The organism is Mycobacterium sp. MAC_080597_8934 (assembly GCF_000523975.1).
GTDB classification, from domain to species: Bacteria; Actinomycetota; Actinomycetes; order Mycobacteriales; family Mycobacteriaceae; genus Mycobacterium; species Mycobacterium avium.
In genome coordinates, this window is sequence record NZ_JAOS01000004.1 from 192723 (window position 1) to 216081 (window position 23359).

Genomic DNA, 23359 nt, shown 5'->3' on the forward strand with positions numbered 1-23359 from the left:
GAGCGGGGCCGATCCGATGAACTTCGCGCTGCAGCCACCCGAAATCACCTCCGCCCAGCTGTACACGGGTCCGGGGGCCGGACCGATGTTGACGGCCGCCGCGGCGTGGGACGCGCTGGCGGCCGAACTGCAGTTCGCCGCGTCGTCGTACGCAGCCGTCGTCAACGGTCTGGCCGACGAGGCCTGGGCCGGCCCGTCGGCGGCCGCCATGGCCGCCGCGGCGGCGCCCTACGTCGCATGGCTGTCGGCGACCTCGGCGCATGCCAGGACGGCGGCCGAGCAGGCGACGGCGGCCGCGAGCGCCTTCGAGAGCGCGTTCGCGGCGGTGGTTCCGCCCGCCGAGATCGCGACCAACCGCGCCCGGCTCGCGATGTTGTCGGCCAGCAACGTTTTCGGGCAGAACTCGGCCGCGATCGCCGCCACCGAGGCCGAGTACGGGCAGATGTGGGCCCAGGACGCCGCCGCGATGCTCGGTTATGCCAGCGCGTCGGCGGCCGCCACCCGCCTGGCGCCCTTCACCGAGCCGCCCAAGACCACCAATGACGCGGGAATCGCCGCGCAGGCGGCTGCGCTGGGCGAGGCCACCGGCCGGGGGGCCGGTACCGCCGCCGCGGACGCCACAGCCCCGCCGTCCGGCATCATCAGCCAGCTGCTCGAGGCGCTCGGCAACGCGTCGCGCGGATACATGGACTTCTGGGACCAGGTGCTCAACACCCTCACGGGATCCCCGCTGGCGGGCACGACATGGCAGAACACCTTCGGGATCCTCGCCGACATCGGCCGGTTCAGCACGGTCGCCAACGACAGCATGAGCCCGATCAACCTCGCCATGACCGAGTTCAAGATGTTCTACAAGCTCCCCGTCGAGGGCCTGGACATCCCGAAGTCCGCGTTGGGCGCCGGGCTGGGCCTGCGGTCGGCCGGCGCCGGTCTGACCGGCGCCGTCTCGGTGGGCGTCGGCGAGGCGAACACCGTGGGCAGGCTGTCGGTGCCGCCGACCTGGGCGTCGGCGACCCCGGCCATCCGGTTGGCCAGCGGCCTGACGCCGGCCACCGCAGCGGCCGCGGCCCCGGCCGCCGGGATCCCGGCCGGCCTGCTCGGCCAGATGGCGTTGGGAAGCGTCACCGGGGGCGCCCTCGGCGCCGTGGCGCCGCACGTCGGCAGCGGCCGGGGCGTCCGGGTCCGCGCGGCGAAGCCCGCCGAACCCGTCAAACTCGACGACGTCATCGCCAAGCTGCAACGGCAACCGGAAGCCGTGCAGCACTGGAACGTCGACAAGGCCGGACTCGACGACCTGCTCGACCGATTGTCGAAAAAGCCCGGCATCCATGCGGTGCACGTGTCCAGCGGCGGCAAACCGACCGTGACCCTGCCCGACGCCGGGCCGGCGGGAAGCGCATGAAACGCGTGCTCGCGCTGCTCGGAATCGGCGCCGCCGCACTCGGATACGCCGCGCCCGCGCGCGCCGACCCACAGGGCGACGACGCCGCGTTCCTGGCCAGCCTCGACCAGTCCGGCATCACCTACAGCAGCCCGGTCCAGGTCATCGCGTCCGCCAAGGCCGTGTGCGGGTTGATGGGCCGGGGCGAAACGGGGCTTCAGGTCGTCACCGACATCAAGGACCAGAATCCCGGCATGACGATGGACGGCGCCGCCCAATTCGCGGCGCTCGCCTCGAACGCCTACTGCCCCCACCATCTCGCGCCCAAAGGCGGTTAGCCTGAGATTCGCCGCGCGCCGGGGATCGCTCCCGACGTCGGCGGTTGGGTTGGGCTCCACTTGCGGTTAACCCGGATTTGGTTAGCTCCCTTCTTCGCCGCCTCGCACCCGGGAAGGAGAGTGTCGTGGAGACGTTGAGCGCCCTCGATTTCCTGCTCCGGCTGGGCGTCGGCGTGGGCTGCGGCGCCCTGATCGGGCTGGAACGGCAATGGCGCGCCCGTCGGGCGGGATTGCGCACCAACGCGCTGGTCGCCGCGGGCGCCACACTGTTCGTCCTCTACGCCGCCGCCACCTCGGACACCAGCCCCACCCGGGTGGCGTCCTACGTGGTGTCCGGCATCGGGTTCCTGGGCGGTGGGGTGATCCTGCGGGAAGGCGTCAACGTCCGCGGCCTCAACACGGCCGCCACCCTGTGGTGTTCGGCGGCGATCGGCGTGCTGGCCGCGTCCGGACATCTGGTGTTCGCCGCGATCGGCACCGGCACGGTGATCGGGATTCATCTGCTGGGACGCCCGCTCGGCCGGCTGATCGACCGGGACAGCAGCGCCGACGAAGACGAAAGCCTGCTGCCGTTTCTGGTGCAGGTGGTGTGCCGGCCCAAACACGAGAAGTACGCCCGCGCCCAGATCGTCCAGCACGCCGGCGGCAACGACATCACGCTGCGCGGCATCCACACCGGCCATCCCGCCGACGACGAGCTCACCCTGACCGCGCACCTGCTGATGAACGGCGACGCCCCGGCCCGGCTGGAGCGGCTGGTGGCCGAACTGTCCCTGCAACCGGGTGTGCGGGCGGTCCAGTGGTACGCCGGCGACGAGGCGCAGGCGTCCGACGATCGGCGCTGAGCGCCGCGGCGTTCGTCGTACGCTTACCGGTGTGAGCGCCCTGTCCGGCTACCTGACCGCGCAGGCCGCCGCAGCTGCGCGACCCGGTGCTGGTGGCCATTCCGTTCTTCCTGTTGTTGCTGACGCTCGAATGGACCGCGGCCCGCAAGCTGGAACACCTCACCGCCCGTCCGGCCCCGGGGGCGCACCAGACCCGCGACTCGCTGACCAGCATTTCGATGGGCTTGGTGTCGGTGGCCACCACCGCGGGCTGGAAGACGCTGGCCCTGTTCGGCTACGCCGCGATCTACGCCTACCTGGCACCGTGGCACCTTCCGGCGACCCGCTGGTACACCTGGGCGATCGCGATTCTTGGCGTCGACCTGCTCTACTACGCCTATCACCGGATCGCGCACCGGGTGCGGCTGATCTGGGCGACGCACCAGGCCCACCACTCCAGCGAGTACTACAACTTCGCCACCGCACTGCGCCAGAAGTGGAACAACAGCGGCGAGATCTTGATGTGGATTCCGTTGCCGCTGTTGGGGATTCCGCCGTGGATGGTGTTCTTCAGCTTCTCGGTGAACCTGATTTACCAGTTCTGGATCCACACCGAGCGGATCGACAAGCTGCCCCGCCCGTTCGAGTTCGTGTTCAACACGCCGTCGCACCACCGGGTGCACCACGGCATGGACAAGGTGTACCTGGACAAGAACTACGGCGGCATCCTCATCGTGTGGGACCGGCTGTTCGGCACCTTCCAGGCCGAGCTGTTCCGCCCGCACTACGGCCTGACCAAGCAGGTCGACACCTTCAACGTCTGGACGCTGCAGACCCGCGAATACGTCGCCATCGCCCGCGAATGGAGGTCGGCGAGCCGGTTGCGGGACCGGTTGGGCTACGTGTTCGGGCCGCCCGGCTGGGCACCGCGCAGCGCCGGCCGAACCGCGGCCGGCGCGCCCGTCGTGACCTCTCTGTAACATCGGCGCTGACCGGCGCGAAAAGCTGAGCGTGGAGGACGGTTACGCCGTAACCTCGACCTCCCGTCGGTAGTTGGCCCGATGGATCGGAGTTCATGGTGCATCGCCTGGCAACACGCGCCTTCGCCGCATCGATCACTGTCACAGCGTTGGCCGCCACGCTGCCCGCGTCGGCGGCAAAAGCCGACGTCATGGTGTATCCGGGCATGGAGATACGGCAGGACAACCGGGTCTGCACGCTGGGCTACGTCGACCCCGGCCTGAAGATCGCGTTCACCGCCGGACACTGCCGGGGCGGCGGCGGAGTGGTGACCGACCGCGGCGGCACGGTGATCGGGCGGATGGCGGCCTTCCGGGACAACACCCCCAGCGGAACGACGGTGTCGACCAGTCAGGTGATCAACGACTACGAGGCGATCGTGCTGGACAACGGCGTCACCGCGAACAACATCCTGCCGGGCGGGCGGCCGCTCGTCTCCGACCCCGGGCTGGCGCTGACGCCCGGGCAGCCGGCCTGCCATTTCGGGGTGATCACCGGGGAGACGTGCGGCACGGTGGAGAGCGTGAACAACGGCTGGTTCACCATGTCGCACGGGGTGCAGAGCCACAACGGCGACTCCGGCGGGCCGGTGTATCTGGCCCCCAGCGGCGGCCCGGGACAGATCGTCGGGATCTTCAACAGCGTGTGGGGGGAGTATCCGGCCGCGGTGTCGTGGCAGGCGACGTCGGAGGAAGTCCGCGAAGACCTCGGGGTGCGCGACAACGCGCGCTGAGTGCCGGATAGGCCCGTTCAGCCCGCCTTCGTCAGCGCGAACACCGGAATGGTGGGCGCCGCGGCGCGGAACTGCTCGTCGCTGCTGTCCGGGGTCAACCCGGCGACGTAGTCCTTGACCTGCCAGTACCACCGGTCGAGGTAACGCCGCAGCAGCTGCGGCTTGGCCGCGTCGTCGACCTCGCTGACCCGCATGCGTCGCCGGCGCCAGCGCGGACCCAGCTCGACGACGGACGCGGCCCGCACGTTGCGGGCCCACTGGGTGTTGCCGCGCGGCGAGACCAGATAGTCCGTCCCGTCCACCGTGAGCAGGTTGACCACCACCGCGCGCAGCTTCCCGGTCTTGCGGCCGCGGACCCGCAGCGCCCGGGTGCCCGCGATGCTGACGCCCGCGTCGGCGAGCAAGCGGACCACCACGTTGGCGGCGCGGGCGGCCCGGTTCGGTTCTTCGTATCGGGTGGACATGGGCGCCGTCCTCTCAGCGAATCCCGGGGCAATGCCAGAGAGCGGTGCTCTCCATTTCGAACACGCTGCCACACCGCGGTCGGGAAAGCAAGAGCGGTGTTCTCGGTTGTGTCAGACTGACCGGGTGGGCAAACGCCAGCAGTCCCGGGAGCAGATCGAGGCGCGCATCATCGAACTCGGTCGCCGCCAACTGGTGGACCGGGGCGCGGCCGGGCTGTCGGTCCGCGCCATCGCCCGCGACCTGGGCATGGTGTCCTCGGCGGTGTACCGCTACGTGTCCAGCCGCGACGAGTTGCTGACCCTGCTGCTGGTGGACGCCTATTCCGACCTGGCCGACACCGTGGACCGGGCCCGCGAAACCGCGGGCGAACAGTGGAGCGACGACGTCATCGCCATCGCGCGCGCCACCCGGCGCTGGGCCGTCGAGCACCCGGCATGCTGGGCCCTGCTCTACGGCAGCCCGGTTCCCGGGTATCACGCGCCCCCCGAACGCACCGTTGCCGCCGGCACCCGGGTGGTCGCGGCGTTGTTCGACGCCGTGGCGGCGGGGATCACCACCGGCGATATCCGGCTGACCAATGACCCTGCGCCGCAACCGATGTCATCCGACTTTGAACGGATCCGGCACGAATTCGGCTTCCCGGGCGATGACCTGGTGATCGCCAAGTGCTTTTTGCTGTGGGCGGGGGTGCTGGGCGCGATCAGCCTCGAGGTGTTCGGGCAGTACGGGGCGGACACGCTGACCGATGTGGAAGCCGTCTTCGACGCGCAGCTGCGGCTGCTGGTCGACGTGCTGACCCGGCACTGATCCGGCCACGGCCGGTCACGGGCCGCGGAGCACGGAATTAGAACGTGTTCACCCGCGGTTTCCCGGTTCGGACCGGATCGGCATGGCAAATTCTTTCGGGTCCTTTCTGGCCGCCCGGCGGCTCGACTATTGTGCGAGACGATGACGCTTCCCGTGCAGTCGCCGACGCAGATCGCCTGGGTCACCGGCGACCTGGATGCCACCGAAACGGCCCTCACCGGCCTGTTAGGTGTGCGCAAGTGGGTGCGGATACCGGACGTGCACTTTGCTGCGGATGCCTGCAGCTACCGGGGTAAGCCCGCCGATTTCGTCGCGAGCATCTCGCTGAGCTATCTCGGCGACATGCAATTGGAGCTGATCCAACCGGTACGTGGCGAGAACATCTATAGTGACTTTCTGTCCGATGGCGGGCCGGGGTTGCACCACATCTGCGTCGAGGCCGACAGCCCCGAGCAGTTGGCCGAAGCGCTGGCGCGGGCCGGCGAGCGGGGCGCCCCGGTGGTGCAGCAGGGTGTGATGCCCGGCGGAATCCACTTCGCCTATGTCTCGGCGCCGCAGGCGGGAGTTCCGTTCGTGGAGTTCGCCTACATCGCGCCCGAGATGCGGGCGTTCTACGACTACATCAAACAGCAGCAGCGGTGAGCCGCGCCCGCGCGGACGCGCGGCACGGCGATGAGGAGGAATGGCGCCAATGAGCACCGAGATACCGGCAACTGTCAGTGCCCATGACGTGACGTCGTGGTCCGACGACGTCGACGTGGTGGTGATCGGCTTCGGCATTGCCGGCGGCTGCGCCGCGGTCAGCGCGGCGGCCGATGGCGCGCGGGTGTTGGTGCTGGAACGCGCGGCCGCGGCCGGCGGCACCACTTCGCTTGCCGGGGGCCACTTTTACCTCGGCGGTGGCACGGCGGTGCAGCAGGCGACCGGTCACGACGACTCCGCCGAGGAGATGTACAAGTACCTGGTGGCGGTGTCGCGGGAGCCCGAGCTGGACAAGATCCGCGCCTACTGCGAGGGCAGCGTCGAGCACTTCAACTGGTTGGAAGACTTGGGTTTTCAGTTCGAACGCAGCTACTACCCGGGCAAGGTGGTCGTCCCGCCGGGCACCGAGGGCCTGAGCTACACCGGCAACGAGAAGGTGTGGCCGTTCTGCGAGCAGGCCAAGCCGGCGCCGCGCGGGCATTCCGTGCCGGTGCCCGGGGAGCTGGGCGGGGCCGCGATGGTGATCGACCTGCTGGTGAAACGCGCCGAGGCGCTGGGCGTGCAGATCCGTTACGAGACCGGGGCGACCAACCTGATCGTGGACGACGACGGCGCCGTGGTCGGTGTGGCCTGGAAGCATTTCACCGAGACCGGCGCGGTCAAGGCCGACGCGGTGATCCTCGCGGCCGGCGGCTTCGCGATGAATCCGCAGATGGTGGCCGAGCACACGCCGGCGTTGGGCCAGCCGCGGCGCACCAAGCACCACGGCCTGGTGGCGCCGTACATTCTGGGCAATCCGCACGACGACGGGCTGGCCATCCGGATGGGGGTGTCGGCGGGCGGGGCGACCAAGCACATGGACGAGCTGTTCATCACCGCGGCCGCCTACCCGCCGGAGGTGCTGCTGACCGGGATCATCGTCAACAAGGAGGGTAAGCGCTTCGTCGCCGAGGACTCCTATCATTCGCGCACTTCGGCTTTCGTGTTGGAGCAGCCGGAGCAAACCGCATACCTGATCGTGGACGAGGCGCACACCGAGATGCCGGAGATGCCGCTGATCCGGTTCCTCGACGGCTACGAGACGATCGCGGAAATGGAAGCCGCGCTGGGCATTCCGGCCGGCAACCTGGCCGCGACGTTGGAGCGCTACAACAAGTTCGCCGCCGCAGGCGAAGACCCGGATTTCCACAAGCAGCCGGAATACCTTGCTGCACAAGACAATGGACCGTGGGCGGTGTTCGACCTGTCGCTCGGGCGGGCGATGTACTCGGGGTTCACCATCGGCGGCCTGGCGGTGAGCGTCGACGGCGAGGTGCAACGGGCCGACGGCTCGGTGGTGCCCGGGTTGTATGCCGCCGGCGCGTGCGCGTCGAACCTGGCTCAGGACGGCAAGGGGTACGCCAGCGGGACGCAGCTGGGTGAGGGTTCGTTCTTCGGGCGCCGCGCCGGAGCGCACGCGGCGCGGCGCGCCGCGAAAGCGTAGACGCGCATCAAACCCGGCGCCGGAGCGCACGCGGCGCGGCGCGCCGCGAAAGGGTAGGCGCGCATCAAACCCGCGCGGGCTCCTTTTCCACCGGGCTCAGCTGCCACGGGCCGCCGCCGAGCAGGTGCAGCTGCTGGTCGTGGTGCTGCTCGACGGTGGGCCGATGGCTCACGCTGACCATCACGCACCCCGGCAGCTCGGCCCGAACCAATTGGTACAGCGCGTATTCCAGCCCCTCGTCCAGCGCCGAGGTGGCCTCGTCGAGGAAGACCGCCTTGGGCCTGGTGAGCAGGACGCGCGCGAACGCGACGCGCTGCTGTTCGCCGGGGGAGAGCACCTTGGCCCAGTCCTGGTCTTCGTCCAGCCGGGAGATGAGCGGCGCCAGAGCCACTTTGGTGAGCACCTCGTGCAGCTGCGAATCGGCGATGCTGTCCGGCGAATTCGGGTAGCACACCACGGTGCGCAGCGTGCCGAGCGGCACGTAGGGCAACTGCGACAGGAACATCGTCGCGTTGTCGCCGTCGGGCCGGCACAGGGTTCCCGAGGCGTACGGCCACAATTCGGCCAGGCTGCGCAGCAGCGTCGTCTTGCCGGCTCCGGAGCGTCCGGTGATCACCAGCGTGTCGCCCTCGTCGAGCTGGATGTCCAGCGAGTCGACCAGCTGATCTCCCTCGGGGGTGCGCACCTCGATACCGCGCAGCTCGACCGCCGTCTCTTCGCTGGGTTTGACGAGGATGGCGGGTAGCGCCCGGCCCTTGCTGTTGGCGTCCACCAGGCCGTGCAGACGGATGATCGCGGCCCGGAAGGCGGCGAAGGCGTCGTAGTTGTTCCGGAAGAACGACAGCGAGTCGTGAATGTTGTTGAACGCCGTGGCCGTCTGGGTCACATCGCCGAAAGCGATCTCGCCGGCGAACAGTCGCGGCGCCTGGATGGCCAGCGGCAGCGGAACGATGATCTGCGTCACCGACCAGTTCCAGCCGTTGAAGATGATGGTCCGGCGCACGTACCGGCGGTAGTTGGCGATGATCGGCGTGAAACGCTGCCACAGCTGGGCCCGCTCGACGCGCTCGCCGCGGTAGAACCCGACCGCCTCCGCGGCGTCCCGCAACCGCACCAGCGCATAACGGAAGGCGGCGTTCAACTTCTCGTTGTTGAAGCTGAGCCAAATCAGCGGGCGCCCAAGCCAAACCGCGACGACGGTCGCGATGAACACGTACACCAGCACCGTCCAGAACATCGCGCGCGGCAACACCAAGCCGAACAGGTTCAGGTCCCCGGACAGCTTCCACAGGATCGCGGTGAACGAGATGACCGAGGCCACCGCGTTGACGGCCCCGAACAGCAACGTGCTGCCCGTGCCGTTGGACGGGACGTTCGGCGTCCCGCCGGCGTTGGCGGTGAAGATGTCGATGTCCTGCTGGATGCGCTGATCCGGGTTGTCGATCGTGTTGTCGATGAACAGGTCCCGATAATACGCCCGGCCCGCCAGCCAGTCGTCCGTGAGGTTCGCGGTGAGCCACATGCGCCACGCGATGATGAACCGCTGCGTCAGATAGACGTCGGCCATGAAGCGGGTCACCCACAGCGCCGCCAGCAGGCAGAAGATGCCGAGCGATACCCAAAAGCCATGTATCCCCGAATGTTTGACCGCGTCATTGCCCGACGCGATGCCTTCGAACGCCTTCTGCAGCGCCGTGTACAGGTCATTGCTTTGGAAGCTGAGCAGCACGCTCAGCCGCACCGACAGCAGCACCGACAGCAGCAGCACGCCGAGCATCAGCCACACCCGCACGCTGTGGGCGCCGACGAAGTAACCGCGGGTGATCCGCCAGAACTGCCGGCCCCAGCGCGTGAGGAACCGGAACGCCAGCAGCACCCCAAACAGGCAGACGGCGCTGATCACCCACGCTATGGCCAGCCACCGCAAGGAATCGACAAACGCCGCCGACCAGTCGATCGACGGCTTGAACGGCTTGGCACCCATCGTCGGCGTCTCCTTACGGTCGAGGTGGTCGGACTCTCCTCAACTTGAAATCCTTCGGCGAAGGTACCGGACGGATCTGGATAGGCTGCGGTGATGACCAGTGACGCCACCCCCGCACCGACCCTGCACGCCGGCCGGCTGGTCGCGCGCCGGCTGCGGGCCGGCGGTGTCGACACCGTCTTCACGCTGTCCGGCGGCCACCTGTTCTCCATCTACGACGGCTGCCGCGACGAAGGCATTCGGCTGATCGACACCCGGCACGAACAGACCGCGACGTTCGCCGCCGAGGGCTGGTCGAAGGTGACCCGGCTGCCCGGGGTGGCCGCGCTGACCGCCGGACCCGGCGTCACCAACGGGATGAGCGCGATGGCCGCCGCGCAACAGAACTCCTCGCCACTGGTGGTGCTGGGGGGCCGGGCGCCGGCGCAGCGGTGGGGCATGGGCTCGCTGCAGGAGATCGACCACGTGCCGTTCGTGGCGCCGCTGACCCGTTTCGCCGCCACCGCACAATCGGCCGCCGACGCCGGCCGGCTGGTCGACGACGCCTTGCGCGCGGCCGTCGGCGCCCCGTCCGGCGTGGGCTTCGTGGACTTCCCGATGGACCACGTCTTCTCCATGGCCGAGGACGACGGCCGCCCCGGGGCACTCGTCGACCTGCCGCGCGAACCCGAACCCGACGGCGCCGCGCTGGGCCGGGCCGCCGGCCTGCTGTCCGGCGCGAAGCGGCCGGTGATCATGGCGGGCACCAACGTCTGGTGGGGGCACGGGGAAGCGGCCCTGCTGCGGCTGGCCGAGGAACTGGCCATCCCGGTGCTGATGAACGGGATGGCGCGCGGGGCGGTGCCCGCCGACCATCCGCTGGCCTTCTCCCGCGTTCGCGGAAAAGCGTTGGGGGAGGCCGATGTTGCGCTGATCGTCGGCGTGCCCATGGATTTCCGGCTCGGTTTCGGCGCGGTGTTCGGGCCGCACACCCGGCTGATCGTGGCCGACCGGGTGGCGCCCGAGCGCAAGCATCCCCGGCCCGTCGAGGCGCAGCTGTACGGCGACCTGATGACGATCCTGGCCGCGTTGGCCACCGCGGGTGGGGGCGACCACCGGGACTGGATCGACGAACTGCGCACGGCCGAGACGGCGGCGCGCGCCGCCGAGCAGGCCGAGCTGGCCGACGACCGCGTCCCGCTGCATCCGATGCGGGTGTACGCGGAGCTGGCGCCGATGCTGGACCGCGACGCCATCGTCGTCATCGACGCCGGCGACTTCGGCTCCTACGCCGGGCGGGTGATCGACAGCTACCGGCCGGGCTGCTGGCTGGACAGCGGCCCCTTCGGCTGCCTGGGGTCGGGACCCGGCTACGCGCTGGCCGCCAAGCTGGCCCGGCCGGAGCGCCAGGTGGTGCTGCTGCAGGGCGACGGCGCGTTCGGCTTCAGCGGCATGGAATGGGACACCCTGGTCCGCCACCGGGTGCCGGTGGTCTCGGTGATCGGCAACAACGGGATCTGGGCGCTGGAAAAGCATCCAATGGAGCAGCTGTACGGCTATTCGGTGGTGGCCGAGCTGCGCCCGGGCACCCGCTACGACGAGGTGGCGCGCGCGCTGGGCGGGCACGGCGAGTTGGTCGCCGCGCCGGGCGAGCTGCGACCGGCGCTGGAACGCGCCTTCGCCAGCGGCCTGCCCGCCGTCGTCAACGTGCTCACCGACCCCACGGTCGCCTACCCGCGGCGGTCGAACCTGGCCTGACGGGCGTGTCGGGTGCGAACACGCGGGCTCGCCCCACCGGTACCGTTGACCTGTGCCTAAGACGAACCGCGCTCAACCCGGCCGGCTGAGCAGCCGATTCTGGCGCCTGCTCGGCGCCAGCACGGAAAAGAACCGCAGCCGTTCGCTCACCCTGGTGACCGACTCGTCGGAATACGACGACGAGGCCGCCGGGCTGACCGACGAGCAGCTGCGCAAGGCCGCCGGGCTGCTCAACCTGGAGGACCTCGCCGAGTCCGAGGACATCCCACAGTTCCTGGCCATCGCCCGGGAGGCCGCCGAGCGGGCAACGGGCTTGCGCCCATTTGATGTGCAGCTGCTTGGGGCCTTGCGCATGCTGGCCGGCGACGTGATCGAGATGGCCACCGGCGAGGGCAAGACCCTGGCCGGGGCGATCGCGGCGGCCGGCTACGCGCTGGCCGGCCGGCACGTGCACGTGGTGACCATCAACGACTACCTGGCCCGCCGCGACGCGGAATGGATGGGCCCGCTGATCGAGGCGATGGGGCTCACGGTCGGCTGGATCACCGCCGAGTCGTCCAGCGAGGAGCGCCGGGCCGCCTACGACTGCGACGTCACCTACGCCTCGGTCAACGAGATCGGCTTCGACGTGCTGCGCGATCAGCTGGTGACCGACGTCAAGGACCTGGTCTCGCCCAACCCCGACGTGGCGCTGATCGACGAGGCCGACTCGGTGCTGGTCGACGAGGCGCTGGTGCCGCTGGTGCTGGCCGGCACGACGCACCGCGAGACGCCGCGGCTGGAGATCATCAAGCTGGTCGGCGAGCTGGAGGCCGGCACCGACTACGACACCGACGCCGACAGCCGCAACGTCCATCTCACCGACGTCGGCGCGCGCAAGGTGGAGAAGGCGCTCGGCGGCATCGACCTGTACTCCGAGGAGCACGTCGGCACCACCCTGACCGAGGTCAACGTCGCGCTGCACGCGCACGTGCTGTTGCAGCGCGACGTGCACTACATCGTCCGCGACGACGCGGTGCACCTGATCAACGCCTCGCGCGGGCGGATCGCGCAGCTGCAGCGCTGGCCGGACGGCCTGCAGGCCGCCGTCGAGGCCAAGGAGGGCATCGAGACCACCGAAACCGGGGAGGTGCTCGACACCATCACCGTGCAGGCGTTGATCAACCGGTACGCCACGGTGTGCGGCATGACCGGCACCGCGCTGGCAGCCGGTGAGCAGCTGCGCCAGTTCTACAAGCTCGGTGTGTCGCCGATTCCGCCGAACAAACCCAACATCCGCGAGGACGAGGCCGACCGCGTCTACATCACCGCGGCCGCCAAGAACGACGCGATCGTCGAGCACATCATCGAGGTCCACGAAACCGGGCAGCCGGTGCTGGTGGGCACCCGCGACGTGGCCGAATCCGAGGAGCTGCACGAGCGGCTGCTGCGCCGCGGCGTGCCGGCGGTGGTGCTCAACGCCAAGAACGACGCCGAGGAGGCCCAGGTGATCGCCGAGGCCGGCAAGTTCGGGGTGGTGACGGTGTCCACCCAGATGGCCGGGCGCGGCACCGACATCCGGCTCGGCGGCTCCGACGAGGCCGACCACGACCGGGTCGCCGAGCTGGGCGGGCTGCACGTGGTGGGCACCGGCCGGCACCACACCGAGCGGCTGGACAACCAGCTGCGCGGGCGCGCCGGCCGGCAGGGCGACCCGGGGTCGTCGGTGTTCTTCTCCAGCTGGGAGGACGACGTGGTGGCGGCCAACCTCGACCGCAACAAGCTGCCGATGGAAACCGACCCGGAAACGGGCGACGGCCGGATCATCAGCCCCAAGGCCGCCGGGCTGCTCGGTCACGCCCAGCGCGTCGCCGAGGGCCGCATGCTGGACGTGCACGCGAACACCTGGCGCTACAACCAGCTGATCGCCCAGCAGCGCGCGATCATCGTGGATCGCCGTAACACGTTGCTGCGCACCGCAACCGCGCGTGAGGAGCTGGCGGAGCTGGCGCCGAAGCGCTACCGGGAGCTGGCCGAGGAGATCCCCGAGGAACGCCTGGAAACCATCTGCCGGCACATCATGCTCTACCACCTCGACCGCGGCTGGGCCGACCATCTGGCGTACCTGGCCGACATCCGCGAGAGCATCCACCTGCGGGCGCTGGGCCGGCAGAATCCGCTGGACGAATTCCACCGGTTGGCGGTCGACGCGTTCGCGTCGCTGGCCGCCGACGCGATCGAGGCGGCCCAGCAGACGTTCGAAACCGCCAACGTGCTCGAGGACGAGCCGGGCCTGGATCTGTCGAAGCTGGCCCGGCCGACGTCGACGTGGACGTACATGGTCAACGACAACCCGCTGTCGGACGACACGCTGTCCACCCTGAGCCTGCCCGGGGTGTTCCGCTAGCCGGTGCGCGGCCAGCCGCGCACGGGGCGCCGCGCTTGGCTAATGTCACGGCACATGGAGCCGGTGCTTCCACCCAACCGGGTGCTGACGGTGCCCAACGCGCTCAGCGCGGTCCGCCTGGCGCTCGTCCCCGTGTTCGTCTACGCGTTGCTGGTCGCCCACGCCAACGGGTGGGCGGTGGCGATCCTGATGTTCAGCGGCGCCTCGGACTGGGCCGACGGCAAAATCGCCCGGCTGCTCAACCAGTCCTCGCGGCTGGGTGTGCTGCTCGACCCCGCGGTGGACCGCCTCTACATGGTGGTCGTGCCTGTCGTGCTGGCGTTGAGCGGCATCGTGCCGTGGTGGTTCGTCGTCGTCCTGCTCGTCCGCGACGGCCTGTTGGCCGCCACGCTGCCGCTGCTGTGGAGCCGCGGCCTGTCGGCACTGCCGGTGACCTACATCGGCAAGGCGGCGACGTTCGCGTTGATGTGCGGGTTCCCGCTGGTGCTGTTGGGCACCTGGGACGCGTTGTGGAGCCGCGTGGTGGGCGCCTGCGGCTGGGCCTTCCTGATCTGGGGCCTGTACGCCTACCTGTGGGCGTTCGCGCAGTACGCGGTGCAGATGACGCTGGTGGTGCGCCGGATGCCCAAGGTCGACCGCGCGTCGCGCCCGTCGACCATGGCGAAGGTCGTCGACCATGGCTGACGTGGACCGCGCGCTCGGCGGCTATGACCCCAACGCCGGTCACAGCGCGCACCTGGCGGCGCGCCCGCAGCGGATTCCGGTGCCCTCGCTGCTGCGCGCCCTGCTCTCCGAGCATCTCGATCCCGGCTACGCCGCGGCGGCGGCCAAACGCGGCGCCGTCGACGAAACGCGCAACCGGCGCCCGCGGGTGTCCGGCTGGCTGTGGCAGGCGCTGGCGGCGCTGCTGATCGCCACCGTCTTCGCGGCCGCGGTCGCCCAGGCCCGCTCGGTGGCCCCCGGGGTGCGCAGCGCGCAGCAGCTGCTGCTGGGCAATGTGCGGGCCACGGAAGGCTCGGCGGCGAAGTTGGCGCAGCGGCGCAACGAGCTGTCGGCGAAGGTCGACGACGTGCAGCGGCACGCCCTGGCCGACGACGCCGAGGGGCAGCGGCTGCTCAAACGCCTCGACGCGCTCGGCCTGGCGGCGGCCAGCACGGCGGTGATCGGCCCCGGCCTGAAGGTCACGGTGACCGATCCGGGCGCCGGCCCGAACCTTTCGGACGTGTCCAAGCAGCGGGTCAGCGGCAGCAGGCAGATCATCTTGGACCGCGACCTGCAGCTGGTGGTCAACTCGTTGTGGGCCGGCGGCGCCGAGGCCGTCTCGGTCGGCGGCGTGCGGATCGGCCCGACCGTGACCATCCGGCAGGCCGGCGGCGCGATCCTGGTGGACAACAACCCGACCAGCAGCCCCTACACGATCCTGGCGATCGGGCCGCCGCACGCGCTGCGCGACGCCTTCGACACCAGCCCGGGGATGCAGCGGCTGAGGCTGCTGCAGATCTCCTACGGCGTGGTGGTTACCGTGGATGTCGCCGACGGACTAACGCTGCCTGCCGGATCGGTCCGGGATGTCAAGTTCGCCAAGCAGATTGGGCCACAGTGAGAAGAATCCCGAACAGCTTCCCATTCCGGTTTCCCTTCCGGCGCGACACGGGAAGCCGCGCATGATCGGTATCGCGGCACTGGCGATCGGCATCGTGCTGGGCCTGGTGTTCCATCCGTCGGTGCCCGAGGTCGTGCAGCCCTACCTGCCGATCGCGGTGGTCGCGGCGCTGGACGCGGTGTTCGGCGGTCTGCGTGCGTATCTGGAACGCATCTTCGATCCGAAGGTGTTCGTGATCTCGTTCGTGTTCAACGTCTTCGTCGCCGCGCTGATCGTCTACGTCGGCGACCAGCTGGGGGTGGGCACCCAGTTGTCGACGGCCATCATCGTGGTGCTGGGTATCCGCATCTTCGGCAACGCCGCGGCGCTGCGCCGCAGGCTGTTCGGCGCATGAGGTGAACATGAGTCACGACCCGCCGGATCGCCCGGCCGACCCGCTGGATCAGGGTGCGGCGCACGGGCGCCACGAACTGCCGGGAAAGCAGCCCCGCCCGGCGATCGGGCCGCTGCGCCGCACCGGGTTGTCCGGGATGCTGCGCGGGGGCCGTTCCCGGTTCGGTTTCGGCACCCTGGCCGTGCTGTTGTGTCTGCTGCTGGGCATCGCGATCGTCACCCAGGTCCGCCAGACCGAATCGGGGGACTCGCTGGAGACGGCGCGGCCCGCGGACCTGTTGGTGTTGTTGGACTCGTTGCGGCAGCGCGAGGGCACGCTCAGCGCCGAGGTGAGCGAACTGCAGAACACGCTGAATTCGCTTCAGGCGTCCGGCAATAACGATCAGGCCGCCATCCAGTCCGCGCAATCCCGGCTGGCGGCGCTGTCCATCCTGGTCGGCGCGGTGGGCGCCACCGGGCCCGGTGTCACCGTCACGATCGACGACCCCGCGCCGGGAGTGTCCCCCGAGGCGCTGCTCGACGTGGTCAACGAACTGCGCGCCGCCGGCGCCGAGGCGCTCGAAGTCAACGACGCGCACCAGTCGGTGCGGGTGGGTGTGGACACCTGGGTGGCGGGTACGCCGGGGTCGTTGACCATCGACTCGAAAACGCTGTCGCCGTCGTATTCGATTCTGGCGATTGGCGATCCGCCCACCCTGGCCGCGGCCATGAACATTCCCGGTGGCGCCCAGGACACCGTCAAGCGGGTGGGCGGACGGATGTCCGTCCAGCAGGCCGACCGGGTGGACGTGACCACCTTGCGGCAACCAAAACCGCACCAATACGCTCAGCCCGTCAAGTGAGCAACCCCCGAACAGACAGGATCACCGTGAGCGACATCCCGCCCGACCTGCACTACACCGCCGAACACGAATGGGTTCGCCGAAGCGGTGATGACACCGTGCGGGTGGGCATCACCGACTTCGCCCAGTCGGCGTTGGGTGACGTCGTTTTCGTTCAGCTGCCCGAGGTGGGCGCGCAGCTGACCGCCGGGGAATCCTTCGGCGAGGTCGAATCCACGAAATCGGTGTCGGACCTCTACGCCCCGGTGTCGGGCACGGTGACGGCGGTCAACACCGACCTGGAAGGCAGCCCGCAGCTGGTCAACTCCGACCCGTACGGGGCCGGCTGGTTGCTGGATGTCCAGGTGTCCGACGCCGCCGCCTTGGAGTCGGCCATCACCGCACTGCTCGACGCCGAGGCCTACCGCGGAACGCTGACCGAATGACGGTTGCTAATGTCCCTGCAGCCCGCCCGGCCAAGCGAGCGGTGCGGCCGGCACACGGGGGAAATCAACGTTTCGGATCGTCAGGTGGTGGGCGCATTGCGGCGACGTGCGCGGTACCGTCGACACATCGATCGGTGAAGGGATCCGTGCAGCGATCCGTGAAGGACCATTGAAGACCGTTGAATGACACGTGTAAGACACTGAAACTACGAGACGGCAGTAATCGGCATACCGGGCGGACGAGCCCGGTGCGGCGGCCGGCCGAGCGGCCCGGACAGACAACGCCACAGCGGCCAGTGAGGAGCAGCGCGTGACGGACATGGACTCTGGAAGTCAGGACCAGAACGGGGACGAAGTCACGGTAGAGACGACTTCCGTCTTCCGTGCCGACTTCCTCAACGAGCTGGACGCGCCCGCCCAGGCGGGCACCGAGAGCGCGGTCTCCGGGGTGGAGGGGTTGCCGGCGGGCTCGGCGTTGCTGGTCGTCAAGCGCGGACCCAATGCCGGATCGCGGTTTCTGCTCGACCAGGCCACCACCTCGGCGGGCCGGCACCCGGACAGCGACATTTTCCTCGACGACGTCACCGTCAGCCGCCGGCATGCCGAATTCAGGTTGGAAAACAACGAATTCAGCGTGGTCGACGTTGGTAGTCTCAACGGCACTTACGTCAACCGGGAACCCGTGGACTCCGCGGTGCTGGCCAACGGCGACGAAGTGCAGATCGGCAAGTTCCGCTTGGTGTTTTTGACCGGGCCCAAGCAGGGTGAGGACGGAGGATCTTCAGGCTAGTGAGCGCACCCGATAGCTCGGCGCTGGCCGGGATGTCGATCGGGGCGGTCCTGGAATTGTTGAGGCCGGACTTCCCCGATGTCACCATCTCCAAGATTCGCTTCTTGGAGGCCGAAGGGCTGGTGACGCCGCAACGGGCCGCGTCGGGGTATCGAAGGTTCACCGCGTACGACTGCGCGCGGTTGCGTTTCATCCTTACGGCGCAGCGCGATCACTACCTGCCGCTCAAGGTCATCCGGGCGCAGCTGGACGCCCAACCCGACGGCGAGCTGCCGGCCTTCAACACCCCCTACACCGCCCCCCGGCTGGTGTCGGTGGCCGGAACCGACGCCGGCGCCAACGCGGGCCTCGGCTCGGACACCTCGGCGGTGGCCCCGGCCCACGTCCGGCTCAGCCGCGAAGAGCTGCTGCGGCGCGCGGGCGTCGACGACGAACTGCTGACGGCGTTGCTCAAGGCCGGGATCATCACCACCGGGCCCGCCGGGTTCTTCGACGAGCACGCCGTCGTCATCCTGCAGTGCGCGCGGGCGCTGTCGGACTACGGCGTCGAGCCGCGGCATCTGCGCGCGTTCCGCTCGGCAGCCGACCGGCAGTCGGACCTGATCGCCCAAATCGCCGGGCCGGTAGGCAAAGCCGGCAAGGCGGGCGCCCGCGATCGCGCCGACGACTTGGCGCGTGAGGTTGCGGCGCTGGCCATTACGTTGCACACGTCGTTGATCAAATCCGCCGTTCGCGACGTTCTCGATCGCTGAGGACTAGACTTCGGTCGACAGCTTGGTTTCGGCAGTGGGGCGGATTTTTGACCTCGCCGTCGCTGGCGAGTACCAATTCAACCGGCGCCACTAATGCGGAGGGCAGACACAAATGGGTGAAGTTCGTGTTGTCGGCATTCGCGTAGAGCAGCCGCAAAACCAGCCGGTGTTGTTACTGCGCGAAACCAACGGTGACCGTTACCTGCCGATCTGGATCGGTCAGTCAGAGGCTGCCGCCATCGCCCTCGAGCAGCAAGGCGTTGAGCCACCTCGCCCGTTGACGCACGATTTGATCAGGGATGTCATTGCCGCGCTTGGACATTCGCTGAAAGAGGTGCGGATCGTCGATCTGCAGGAGGGGACTTTCTACGCCGACCTGGTGTTCGACCGCAACATCACGGTGTCGGCGCGCCCCTCGGATTCGGTGGCGATCGCGCTGCGCGTCGGTGTCCCCATCTACGTCGAGGAGGCGGTGCTGGCCCAGGCCGGGCTGCTGATTCCGGACGAGAGCGACGAGGAGGGCGGCACCGCCGTCCGCGAGGACGAGGTGGAGAAGTTCAAGGAATTCCTCGACAGCGTCTCGCCCGACGATTTCAAGGCCACCTAGACATCCGGCGCGCCCGCGACCAGCGCTTTGGGAACGACGCGGCGGCTGGATTAGCCTGGAGGGCGATATCACGGATGCGTCTCAACTGGCGGCGTGATGTCGACACGCTGGCGGATAGCTCGCCCACTTGGGCCCGCGACGGCCATACTTTGAGGACGACTTCAGGCGCGGCGGCTATCGACAAGCGTAAGCTCACTAGCACTCGGGCCTGAGCAGACGTGGCTGCGATGCAGCCTTGGAGACGCAGCCACCGACGAGAGCGCGATCGCGGGAAGGAACCACCGTGAGCGAGCAGCCACGCCAAGAGCAGCTCAATTTGGCCGAGGACGGGAATGCGGGCACCGGTGAGCGCAGCGTCACCGCGGCCGCCGCGCCGGTCCAGCCCGGCTTGTTCCCCGACGACTCGGTGCCCGACGAACTCGTCGGCTACCGCGGCCCGAGCGCCTGCCAGATCGCCGGCATCACCTACCGGCAGCTGGACTACTGGGCCCGCACCTCGCTGGTGGTGCCGTCGATCCGCAGCGCGGCGGGCTCCGGCAGCCAGCGGCTCTACTCCTTCAAAGACATCCTGGTGCTCAAGATCGTCAAGCGGCTGCTCGACACCGGCATCTCGCTGCACAACATCCGCGTGGCCGTCGACCACCTGCGCCAGCGCGGGGTGGAGGACCTGGCCAACATCACCCTGTTCTCCGACGGCACCACCGTGTACGAGTGCACGTCGGCCGAGGAGGTCGTCGACCTGCTGCAGGGCGGGCAGGGCGTGTTCGGCATCGCGGTCTCCGGCGCCATGCGCGAGCTGACCGGCGTCATCGCGGACTTCCCCGGCGAGCGGGCCGACGGCGGCGAGTCGATCGCCGAGCCGGAGGACGAGCTGGCGTCCCGGCGCAAGCACCGCGACCGCAAGATCGGCTGATCACGCCCGGCGCCGCGCGCGTGGGCGGCCGGCGCGGGCGGGTAAACTGGGCGGCGCATCGCATTCGAGCGGGAGAGTTCCGTGACGGCCAGTCACGGACGCCGAAGGAGCAACACCTCTCCGTCAACCTCTCAGGCACCCGGACCGCACGAAACATGATGCCTCTGGAAAGCGGTGCCGGCCTTCGGGCCCGCACCCGCCGATGGGGAAAGGCGGCCGCGACAGCATCGGCCGCCGAATCTCTCAGGCGCCCGGCGAACGGGTGAAGACAGAGGGAGAGGACCACCGCAGCACCGCCGTCCTCGCCCCGAGCGTCTTCGTCAGGAGTTTCCCGTGCCCGACCACACCACTTTCGCCGCCCGGCACATCGGCCCGGACCCTCAGGCCGTCGCGGCCATGCTCGACGTCATCGGTGTCGGCTCGTTGGACGAGCTGGCCGCCAAGGCCGTTCCGGCCGGCATCCGCGACCGGCTCTCGCCCGACGGGATCGCGCCGGGCCTGGACCGGCTGCCGCCGCCGGCCAGCGAAACCGAGGCGCTGGCCGAGCTGCGCGGCCTGGCCGAGGCCAACACCGTCGCCGTGTCCATGATCGGGCAGGGCTACTACGACACGCTGACCCCGCCGGTGTTGCTGCGCAACATCCTGGAGAACCCCGCCTGGTACACCGCCTACACGCCGTATCAGCCGGAGATCAGCCAGGGCCGGCTGGAGGCGCTGCTGAACTTCCAGACCATGGTGGCCGATTTGACCGGCCTCGAGATCGCCAACGCCTCGATGCTCGACGAGGGCACCGCGGCCGCCGAGGCGATGACCCTGATGCACCGCGCATCTCGCGGCAAGTCCAACCGGCTGGCGGTGGACGTCGACGTGTTCGCCCAGACCGCGGCCATCGTGGCCACCCGGGCCCGGCCGCTGGGTATCGAGATCGTCACCGCCGACCTGCGCGACGGACTGCCCGACGGCGACTTCTTCGGCGTCATCGCCCAGCTGCCCGGCGCCAGCGGCGCGATCACCGACTGGGCCGCCCTGGTGGCGCAGGCGCACGAGCGCGGCGCGCTGGTGGCGCTCGGCGCCGACCTGCTGGCCTTGACCCTGATCACCCCGCCCGGCGAGATCGGCGCCGACGTGGCCTTCGGCACCACCCAAAGATTCGGTGTGCCAATGGGATTCGGCGGCCCGCACGCGGGATACCTGGCCGTGCACGCCAACCACGCCCGGCAGCTGCCGGGCCGGCTGGTCGGTGTCTCGCTGGACGCCGACGGTTCGCCGGCCTACCGGTTGGCGCTGCAGACCCGCGAGCAGCACATCCGCCGCGACAAGGCGACCAGCAACATCTGCACCGCGCAGGTGCTGCTGGCGGTGATGGCCGCCATGTACGCCAGCTACCACGGCGCTGAGGGGCTGACCGCGATCGCGCGCCGCGTGCACGGGCACGCCGAGGCGATCGCCGCCGCGCTGGGCACCGCGGTGGTGCACGACAGGTACTTCGACACCGTGCTGGCGCGGGTGCCGGGCCGGGCCCACGAGGTGATCGCCGCGGCCAAGGCCAGGGGCATCAACCTGTGGCGGGTCGACGACGACCACGTCTCGGTGGCCTGCGACGAGGCCACCACCGACGAACACGTCGCCGCGGTGCTCGAGGCGTTCGGCGTCGCACCCGCCGAGCCCGTCGCCAGCGAAATCGCTACCCGCACTTCGGAATTCCTTACCCATCCCGCCTTCACCCAGTACCGCACCGAGACGGCGATGATGCGCTACCTGCGCACCCTGGCCGACAAGGATATTGCGTTGGACCGCAGCATGATTCCGCTCGGCTCGTGCACCATGAAACTCAACGCCGCCGCCGAGATGGAGCCGATCACCTGGCCGGAGTTCGCCCGTCAGCACCCCTTCGCCCCGGCGTCCGACACGCCGGGGCTGCGCCGGCTCATCGGCGACCTGGAGAACTGGCTGGTGGCCATCACCGGCTACGACGCCGTCTCGCTGCAACCCAACGCCGGGTCGCAGGGCGAGTACGCCGGCCTGCTGGCCATCCACGACTACCACGCCAGCCGCGGGGAACCGCACCGCGACATCTGCCTCATCCCGTCCAGCGCGCACGGCACGAATGCCGCGTCGGCGGCCCTGGCCGGGATGCGGGTGGTGGTCGTGGGCTGCCACGACAACGGCGACGTCGACCTCGACGACCTGCGCGCGAAGGTCACCGACCACCGCGACCGGCTGTCGACGCTGATGATCACCTACCCGTCCACGCACGGCGTCTACGAGCACGACATCGCCGAGATCTGCGCGGCCGTCCACGACGCGGGCGGCCAGGTGTACGTCGACGGCGCCAACCTCAACGCGCTGGTCGGGTTGGCCCGGCCGGGCAAGTTCGGCGGCGACGTCAGCCACCTGAACCTGCACAAGACGTTCTGCATCCCGCACGGCGGCGGCGGGCCGGGGGTGGGGCCGGTGGCGGTGCGCTCGCACCTGGCGCCGTTCTTGCCCGGGCATCCGCACGCCCCGGAGCTGCCGCAGGGGCATCCGGTGTCCTCGGCGCCCTACGGCTCGGCGTCGATCCTGCCGATCAGCTGGGCCTACATCAGGATGATGGGCGCCGACGGCCTGCGCGCGGCGTCGCTGACCGCGATCACCTCGGCCAACTACATCGCCCGGCGGCTCGACGAATACTTTCCGGTGCTCTACACCGGCGAGAACGGCATGGTGGCCCACGAGTGCATCCTGGACCTGCGTCCCATCACCAAGGCCACCGGCGTGACCGTCGACGATGTCGCAAAACGGTTGGCGGACTACGGTTTTCATGCTCCCACCATGAGCTTCCCGGTGGCCGGCACGCTGATGGTGGAGCCCACCGAGAGCGAAACCCTCACCGAGGTGGACGCCTTCTGCGACGCCATGATCGCCATCCGCGGCGAGATCGACCGGGTGGGTGCGGGGGAGTGGCCGGTGGAGGACAATCCGCTGCGCGGCGCCCCGCACACCGCCGAGTGCCTGGTCACCGCCGACTGGGACCACCCGTACAGCCGCGAACAGGCGGCCTATCCGCTGGGCAAGGACTTCCGACCCAAGGTGTGGCCGCCGGTGCGGCGCATCGACGGCGCCTACGGCGACCGCAACCTGGTCTGCTCGTGCCCGCCGGTCGAGGCGTTCGCCTGACCCATTCGTCTTGTG

21 protein-coding genes, 1 pseudogene and 1 riboswitch are annotated in these 23359 nt (G+C 69.5%); of the genes and pseudogenes, 20 read left to right on the forward strand and 2 right to left on the reverse strand.

The window, feature by feature from the left end:
- Positions 1-16: 16 nt before the first annotated feature.
- From NF20_RS03640 to NF20_RS03660, 5 genes and pseudogenes are all read left to right on the forward strand, one after another.
- Positions 17-1402, forward strand: a complete 1386-nt coding sequence (locus NF20_RS03640) for a PPE family protein (RefSeq protein WP_033713013.1) — start codon at positions 17-19, stop codon at positions 1400-1402.
- On the forward strand, positions 1399-1719 hold the full coding sequence (locus tag NF20_RS03645; RefSeq protein ID WP_033713012.1) for a DUF732 domain-containing protein: 321 nt from the start codon (positions 1399-1401) through the stop codon (positions 1717-1719). Before NF20_RS03640 ends, NF20_RS03645 begins: the two co-directional genes overlap by 4 nt.
- 125 nt (positions 1720-1844) lie before the next feature.
- Positions 1845-2564, forward strand: coding sequence for an MgtC/SapB family protein (locus NF20_RS03650; RefSeq protein ID WP_033713011.1), 720 nt, complete (start codon positions 1845-1847; stop codon positions 2562-2564).
- Between the two features lie 31 nt (positions 2565-2595).
- Positions 2596-3523: pseudogene (locus tag NF20_RS03655) on the forward strand (sterol desaturase family protein).
- Positions 3524-3618: 95 nt separating this feature from the next.
- A complete protein-coding gene (locus NF20_RS03660; RefSeq protein WP_033713009.1) occupies positions 3619-4296 on the forward strand; it encodes a hypothetical protein in 678 nt (225 codons plus the stop codon).
- A gap of 17 nt (positions 4297-4313) precedes the next feature.
- On the opposite strand, the gene NF20_RS03665 is transcribed toward NF20_RS03660, so the two are convergent.
- Entirely contained in the window at positions 4314-4760 is a 447-nt protein-coding gene (locus NF20_RS03665) for a nitroreductase/quinone reductase family protein (RefSeq protein ID WP_033713008.1), read from the reverse strand.
- Positions 4761-4884: 124 nt separating this feature from the next.
- On the opposite strand from NF20_RS03665, the gene NF20_RS03670 reads away from it, so the two are divergent.
- The 3 genes from NF20_RS03670 (at position 4885) to NF20_RS03680 (ending at position 7753) form a co-directional block, all read left to right on the forward strand.
- Positions 4885-5568, forward strand: coding sequence for a TetR/AcrR family transcriptional regulator (locus NF20_RS03670; protein WP_011725120.1), 684 nt, complete (start codon positions 4885-4887; stop codon positions 5566-5568).
- A gap of 141 nt (positions 5569-5709) precedes the next feature.
- Entirely contained in the window at positions 5710-6210 is a 501-nt protein-coding gene (locus NF20_RS03675) for a VOC family protein (protein WP_009977032.1), read from the forward strand.
- A 49-nt stretch (positions 6211-6259) separates the two neighbouring features.
- Positions 6260-7753: an FAD-binding protein gene (locus NF20_RS03680; protein WP_011725118.1), complete on the forward strand. Its 1494-nt coding sequence runs from the start codon at positions 6260-6262 to the stop codon at positions 7751-7753.
- A 64-nt stretch (positions 7754-7817) separates the two neighbouring features.
- On the opposite strand, the gene NF20_RS03685 is transcribed toward NF20_RS03680, so the two are convergent.
- Positions 7818-9737, reverse strand: coding sequence for an ABC transporter ATP-binding protein/permease (locus tag NF20_RS03685; RefSeq protein WP_033713007.1), 1920 nt, complete (start codon positions 9735-9737; stop codon positions 7818-7820).
- A gap of 93 nt (positions 9738-9830) precedes the next feature.
- Here NF20_RS03685 and NF20_RS03690 point away from each other — a divergent pair, with 93 nt between their 5' ends.
- The 12 genes from NF20_RS03690 (at position 9831) to gcvP (ending at position 23344) form a co-directional block, all read left to right on the forward strand.
- Complete coding sequence (locus NF20_RS03690; RefSeq protein ID WP_033713006.1) at positions 9831-11474, forward strand: acetolactate synthase; 1644 nt, start codon at positions 9831-9833, stop codon at positions 11472-11474.
- Between the two features lie 52 nt (positions 11475-11526).
- Positions 11527-13860 carry an accessory Sec system translocase SecA2 gene (secA2, locus tag NF20_RS03695; protein WP_033713004.1) on the forward strand — a complete coding sequence of 778 codons (2334 nt, stop codon included), beginning with the start codon at positions 11527-11529 and terminating at the stop codon, positions 13858-13860.
- A 54-nt stretch (positions 13861-13914) separates the two neighbouring features.
- Entirely contained in the window at positions 13915-14544 is a 630-nt protein-coding gene (locus tag NF20_RS03700) for a CDP-alcohol phosphatidyltransferase family protein (RefSeq protein WP_009977024.1), read from the forward strand.
- Positions 14537-15463 (forward strand): DUF881 domain-containing protein, encoded by a 927-nt coding sequence (locus tag NF20_RS03705; RefSeq protein ID WP_003876503.1) that lies wholly within the window; start codon positions 14537-14539, stop codon positions 15461-15463. Before NF20_RS03700 ends, NF20_RS03705 begins: the two co-directional genes overlap by 8 nt.
- Positions 15464-15524: 61 nt before the next feature.
- Positions 15525-15857, forward strand: a complete 333-nt coding sequence (locus tag NF20_RS03710) for a small basic family protein (RefSeq protein WP_003876504.1) — start codon at positions 15525-15527, stop codon at positions 15855-15857.
- A 7-nt stretch (positions 15858-15864) separates the two neighbouring features.
- Positions 15865-16698, forward strand: coding sequence for a DUF881 domain-containing protein (locus NF20_RS03715; RefSeq protein WP_033713031.1), 834 nt, complete (start codon positions 15865-15867; stop codon positions 16696-16698).
- Positions 16699-16724: 26 nt separating this feature from the next.
- Entirely contained in the window at positions 16725-17123 is a 399-nt protein-coding gene (gene gcvH, locus NF20_RS03720; RefSeq protein WP_003876506.1) for a glycine cleavage system protein GcvH, read from the forward strand.
- A 319-nt stretch (positions 17124-17442) separates the two neighbouring features.
- The gene (gene garA / locus NF20_RS03725; protein WP_009977020.1) at positions 17443-17913 is read left to right on the forward strand and encodes a glycogen accumulation regulator GarA; all 471 of its coding nucleotides are present in this window, start codon (positions 17443-17445) and stop codon (positions 17911-17913) included.
- Positions 17913-18665: a MerR family transcriptional regulator gene (locus NF20_RS03730; RefSeq protein WP_009977019.1), complete on the forward strand. Its 753-nt coding sequence runs from the start codon at positions 17913-17915 to the stop codon at positions 18663-18665. Before garA ends, NF20_RS03730 begins: the two co-directional genes overlap by 1 nt.
- A 112-nt stretch (positions 18666-18777) precedes the next feature.
- Complete coding sequence (locus tag NF20_RS03735; RefSeq protein WP_003876509.1) at positions 18778-19272, forward strand: bifunctional nuclease family protein; 495 nt, start codon at positions 18778-18780, stop codon at positions 19270-19272.
- Between the two features lie 283 nt (positions 19273-19555).
- The gene (locus tag NF20_RS03740) at positions 19556-20185 is read left to right on the forward strand and encodes a MerR family transcriptional regulator (protein WP_003876510.1); all 630 of its coding nucleotides are present in this window, start codon (positions 19556-19558) and stop codon (positions 20183-20185) included.
- A gap of 59 nt (positions 20186-20244) precedes the next feature.
- Positions 20245-20342, forward strand: a riboswitch (glycine riboswitch).
- 176 nt (positions 20343-20518) lie between these two features.
- On the forward strand, positions 20519-23344 hold the full coding sequence (gene gcvP, locus NF20_RS03745; protein WP_033713002.1) for an aminomethyl-transferring glycine dehydrogenase: 2826 nt from the start codon (positions 20519-20521) through the stop codon (positions 23342-23344).
- Positions 23345-23359: the final 15 nt, after the last annotated feature.

Excerpts from the sequence above, each read along its gene's own strand:
- NF20_RS03640 (WP_033713013.1), top strand. The coding sequence starts at position 17 with ATGAACTTCGCGCTGCAGCCACCCGAAATCACCTCCGCCCAGCTGTAC.
- NF20_RS03645 (WP_033713012.1), top strand. The coding sequence starts at position 1,399 with ATGAAACGCGTGCTCGCGCTGCTCGGAATCGGCGCCGCCGCACTCGGA.
- NF20_RS03660 (WP_033713009.1), top strand. The coding sequence starts at position 3,619 with ATGGTGCATCGCCTGGCAACACGCGCCTTCGCCGCATCGATCACTGTC.
- NF20_RS03665 (WP_033713008.1), bottom strand. The coding sequence starts at position 4,760 with ATGTCCACCCGATACGAAGAACCGAACCGGGCCGCCCGCGCCGCCAAC.
- NF20_RS03675 (WP_009977032.1), top strand. The coding sequence starts at position 5,710 with ATGACGCTTCCCGTGCAGTCGCCGACGCAGATCGCCTGGGTCACCGGC.
- NF20_RS03680 (WP_011725118.1), top strand. The coding sequence starts at position 6,260 with ATGAGCACCGAGATACCGGCAACTGTCAGTGCCCATGACGTGACGTCG.
- NF20_RS03685 (WP_033713007.1), bottom strand. The coding sequence starts at position 9,737 with ATGGGTGCCAAGCCGTTCAAGCCGTCGATCGACTGGTCGGCGGCGTTT.
- NF20_RS03690 (WP_033713006.1), top strand. The coding sequence starts at position 9,831 with ATGACCAGTGACGCCACCCCCGCACCGACCCTGCACGCCGGCCGGCTG.
- NF20_RS03700 (WP_009977024.1), top strand. The coding sequence starts at position 13,915 with ATGGAGCCGGTGCTTCCACCCAACCGGGTGCTGACGGTGCCCAACGCG.
- NF20_RS03705 (WP_003876503.1), top strand. The coding sequence starts at position 14,537 with ATGGCTGACGTGGACCGCGCGCTCGGCGGCTATGACCCCAACGCCGGT.
- NF20_RS03710 (WP_003876504.1), top strand. The coding sequence starts at position 15,525 with ATGATCGGTATCGCGGCACTGGCGATCGGCATCGTGCTGGGCCTGGTG.
- NF20_RS03715 (WP_033713031.1), top strand. The coding sequence starts at position 15,865 with ATGAGTCACGACCCGCCGGATCGCCCGGCCGACCCGCTGGATCAGGGT.
- garA (WP_009977020.1), top strand. The coding sequence starts at position 17,443 with ATGGACTCTGGAAGTCAGGACCAGAACGGGGACGAAGTCACGGTAGAG.
- NF20_RS03735 (WP_003876509.1), top strand. The coding sequence starts at position 18,778 with ATGGGTGAAGTTCGTGTTGTCGGCATTCGCGTAGAGCAGCCGCAAAAC.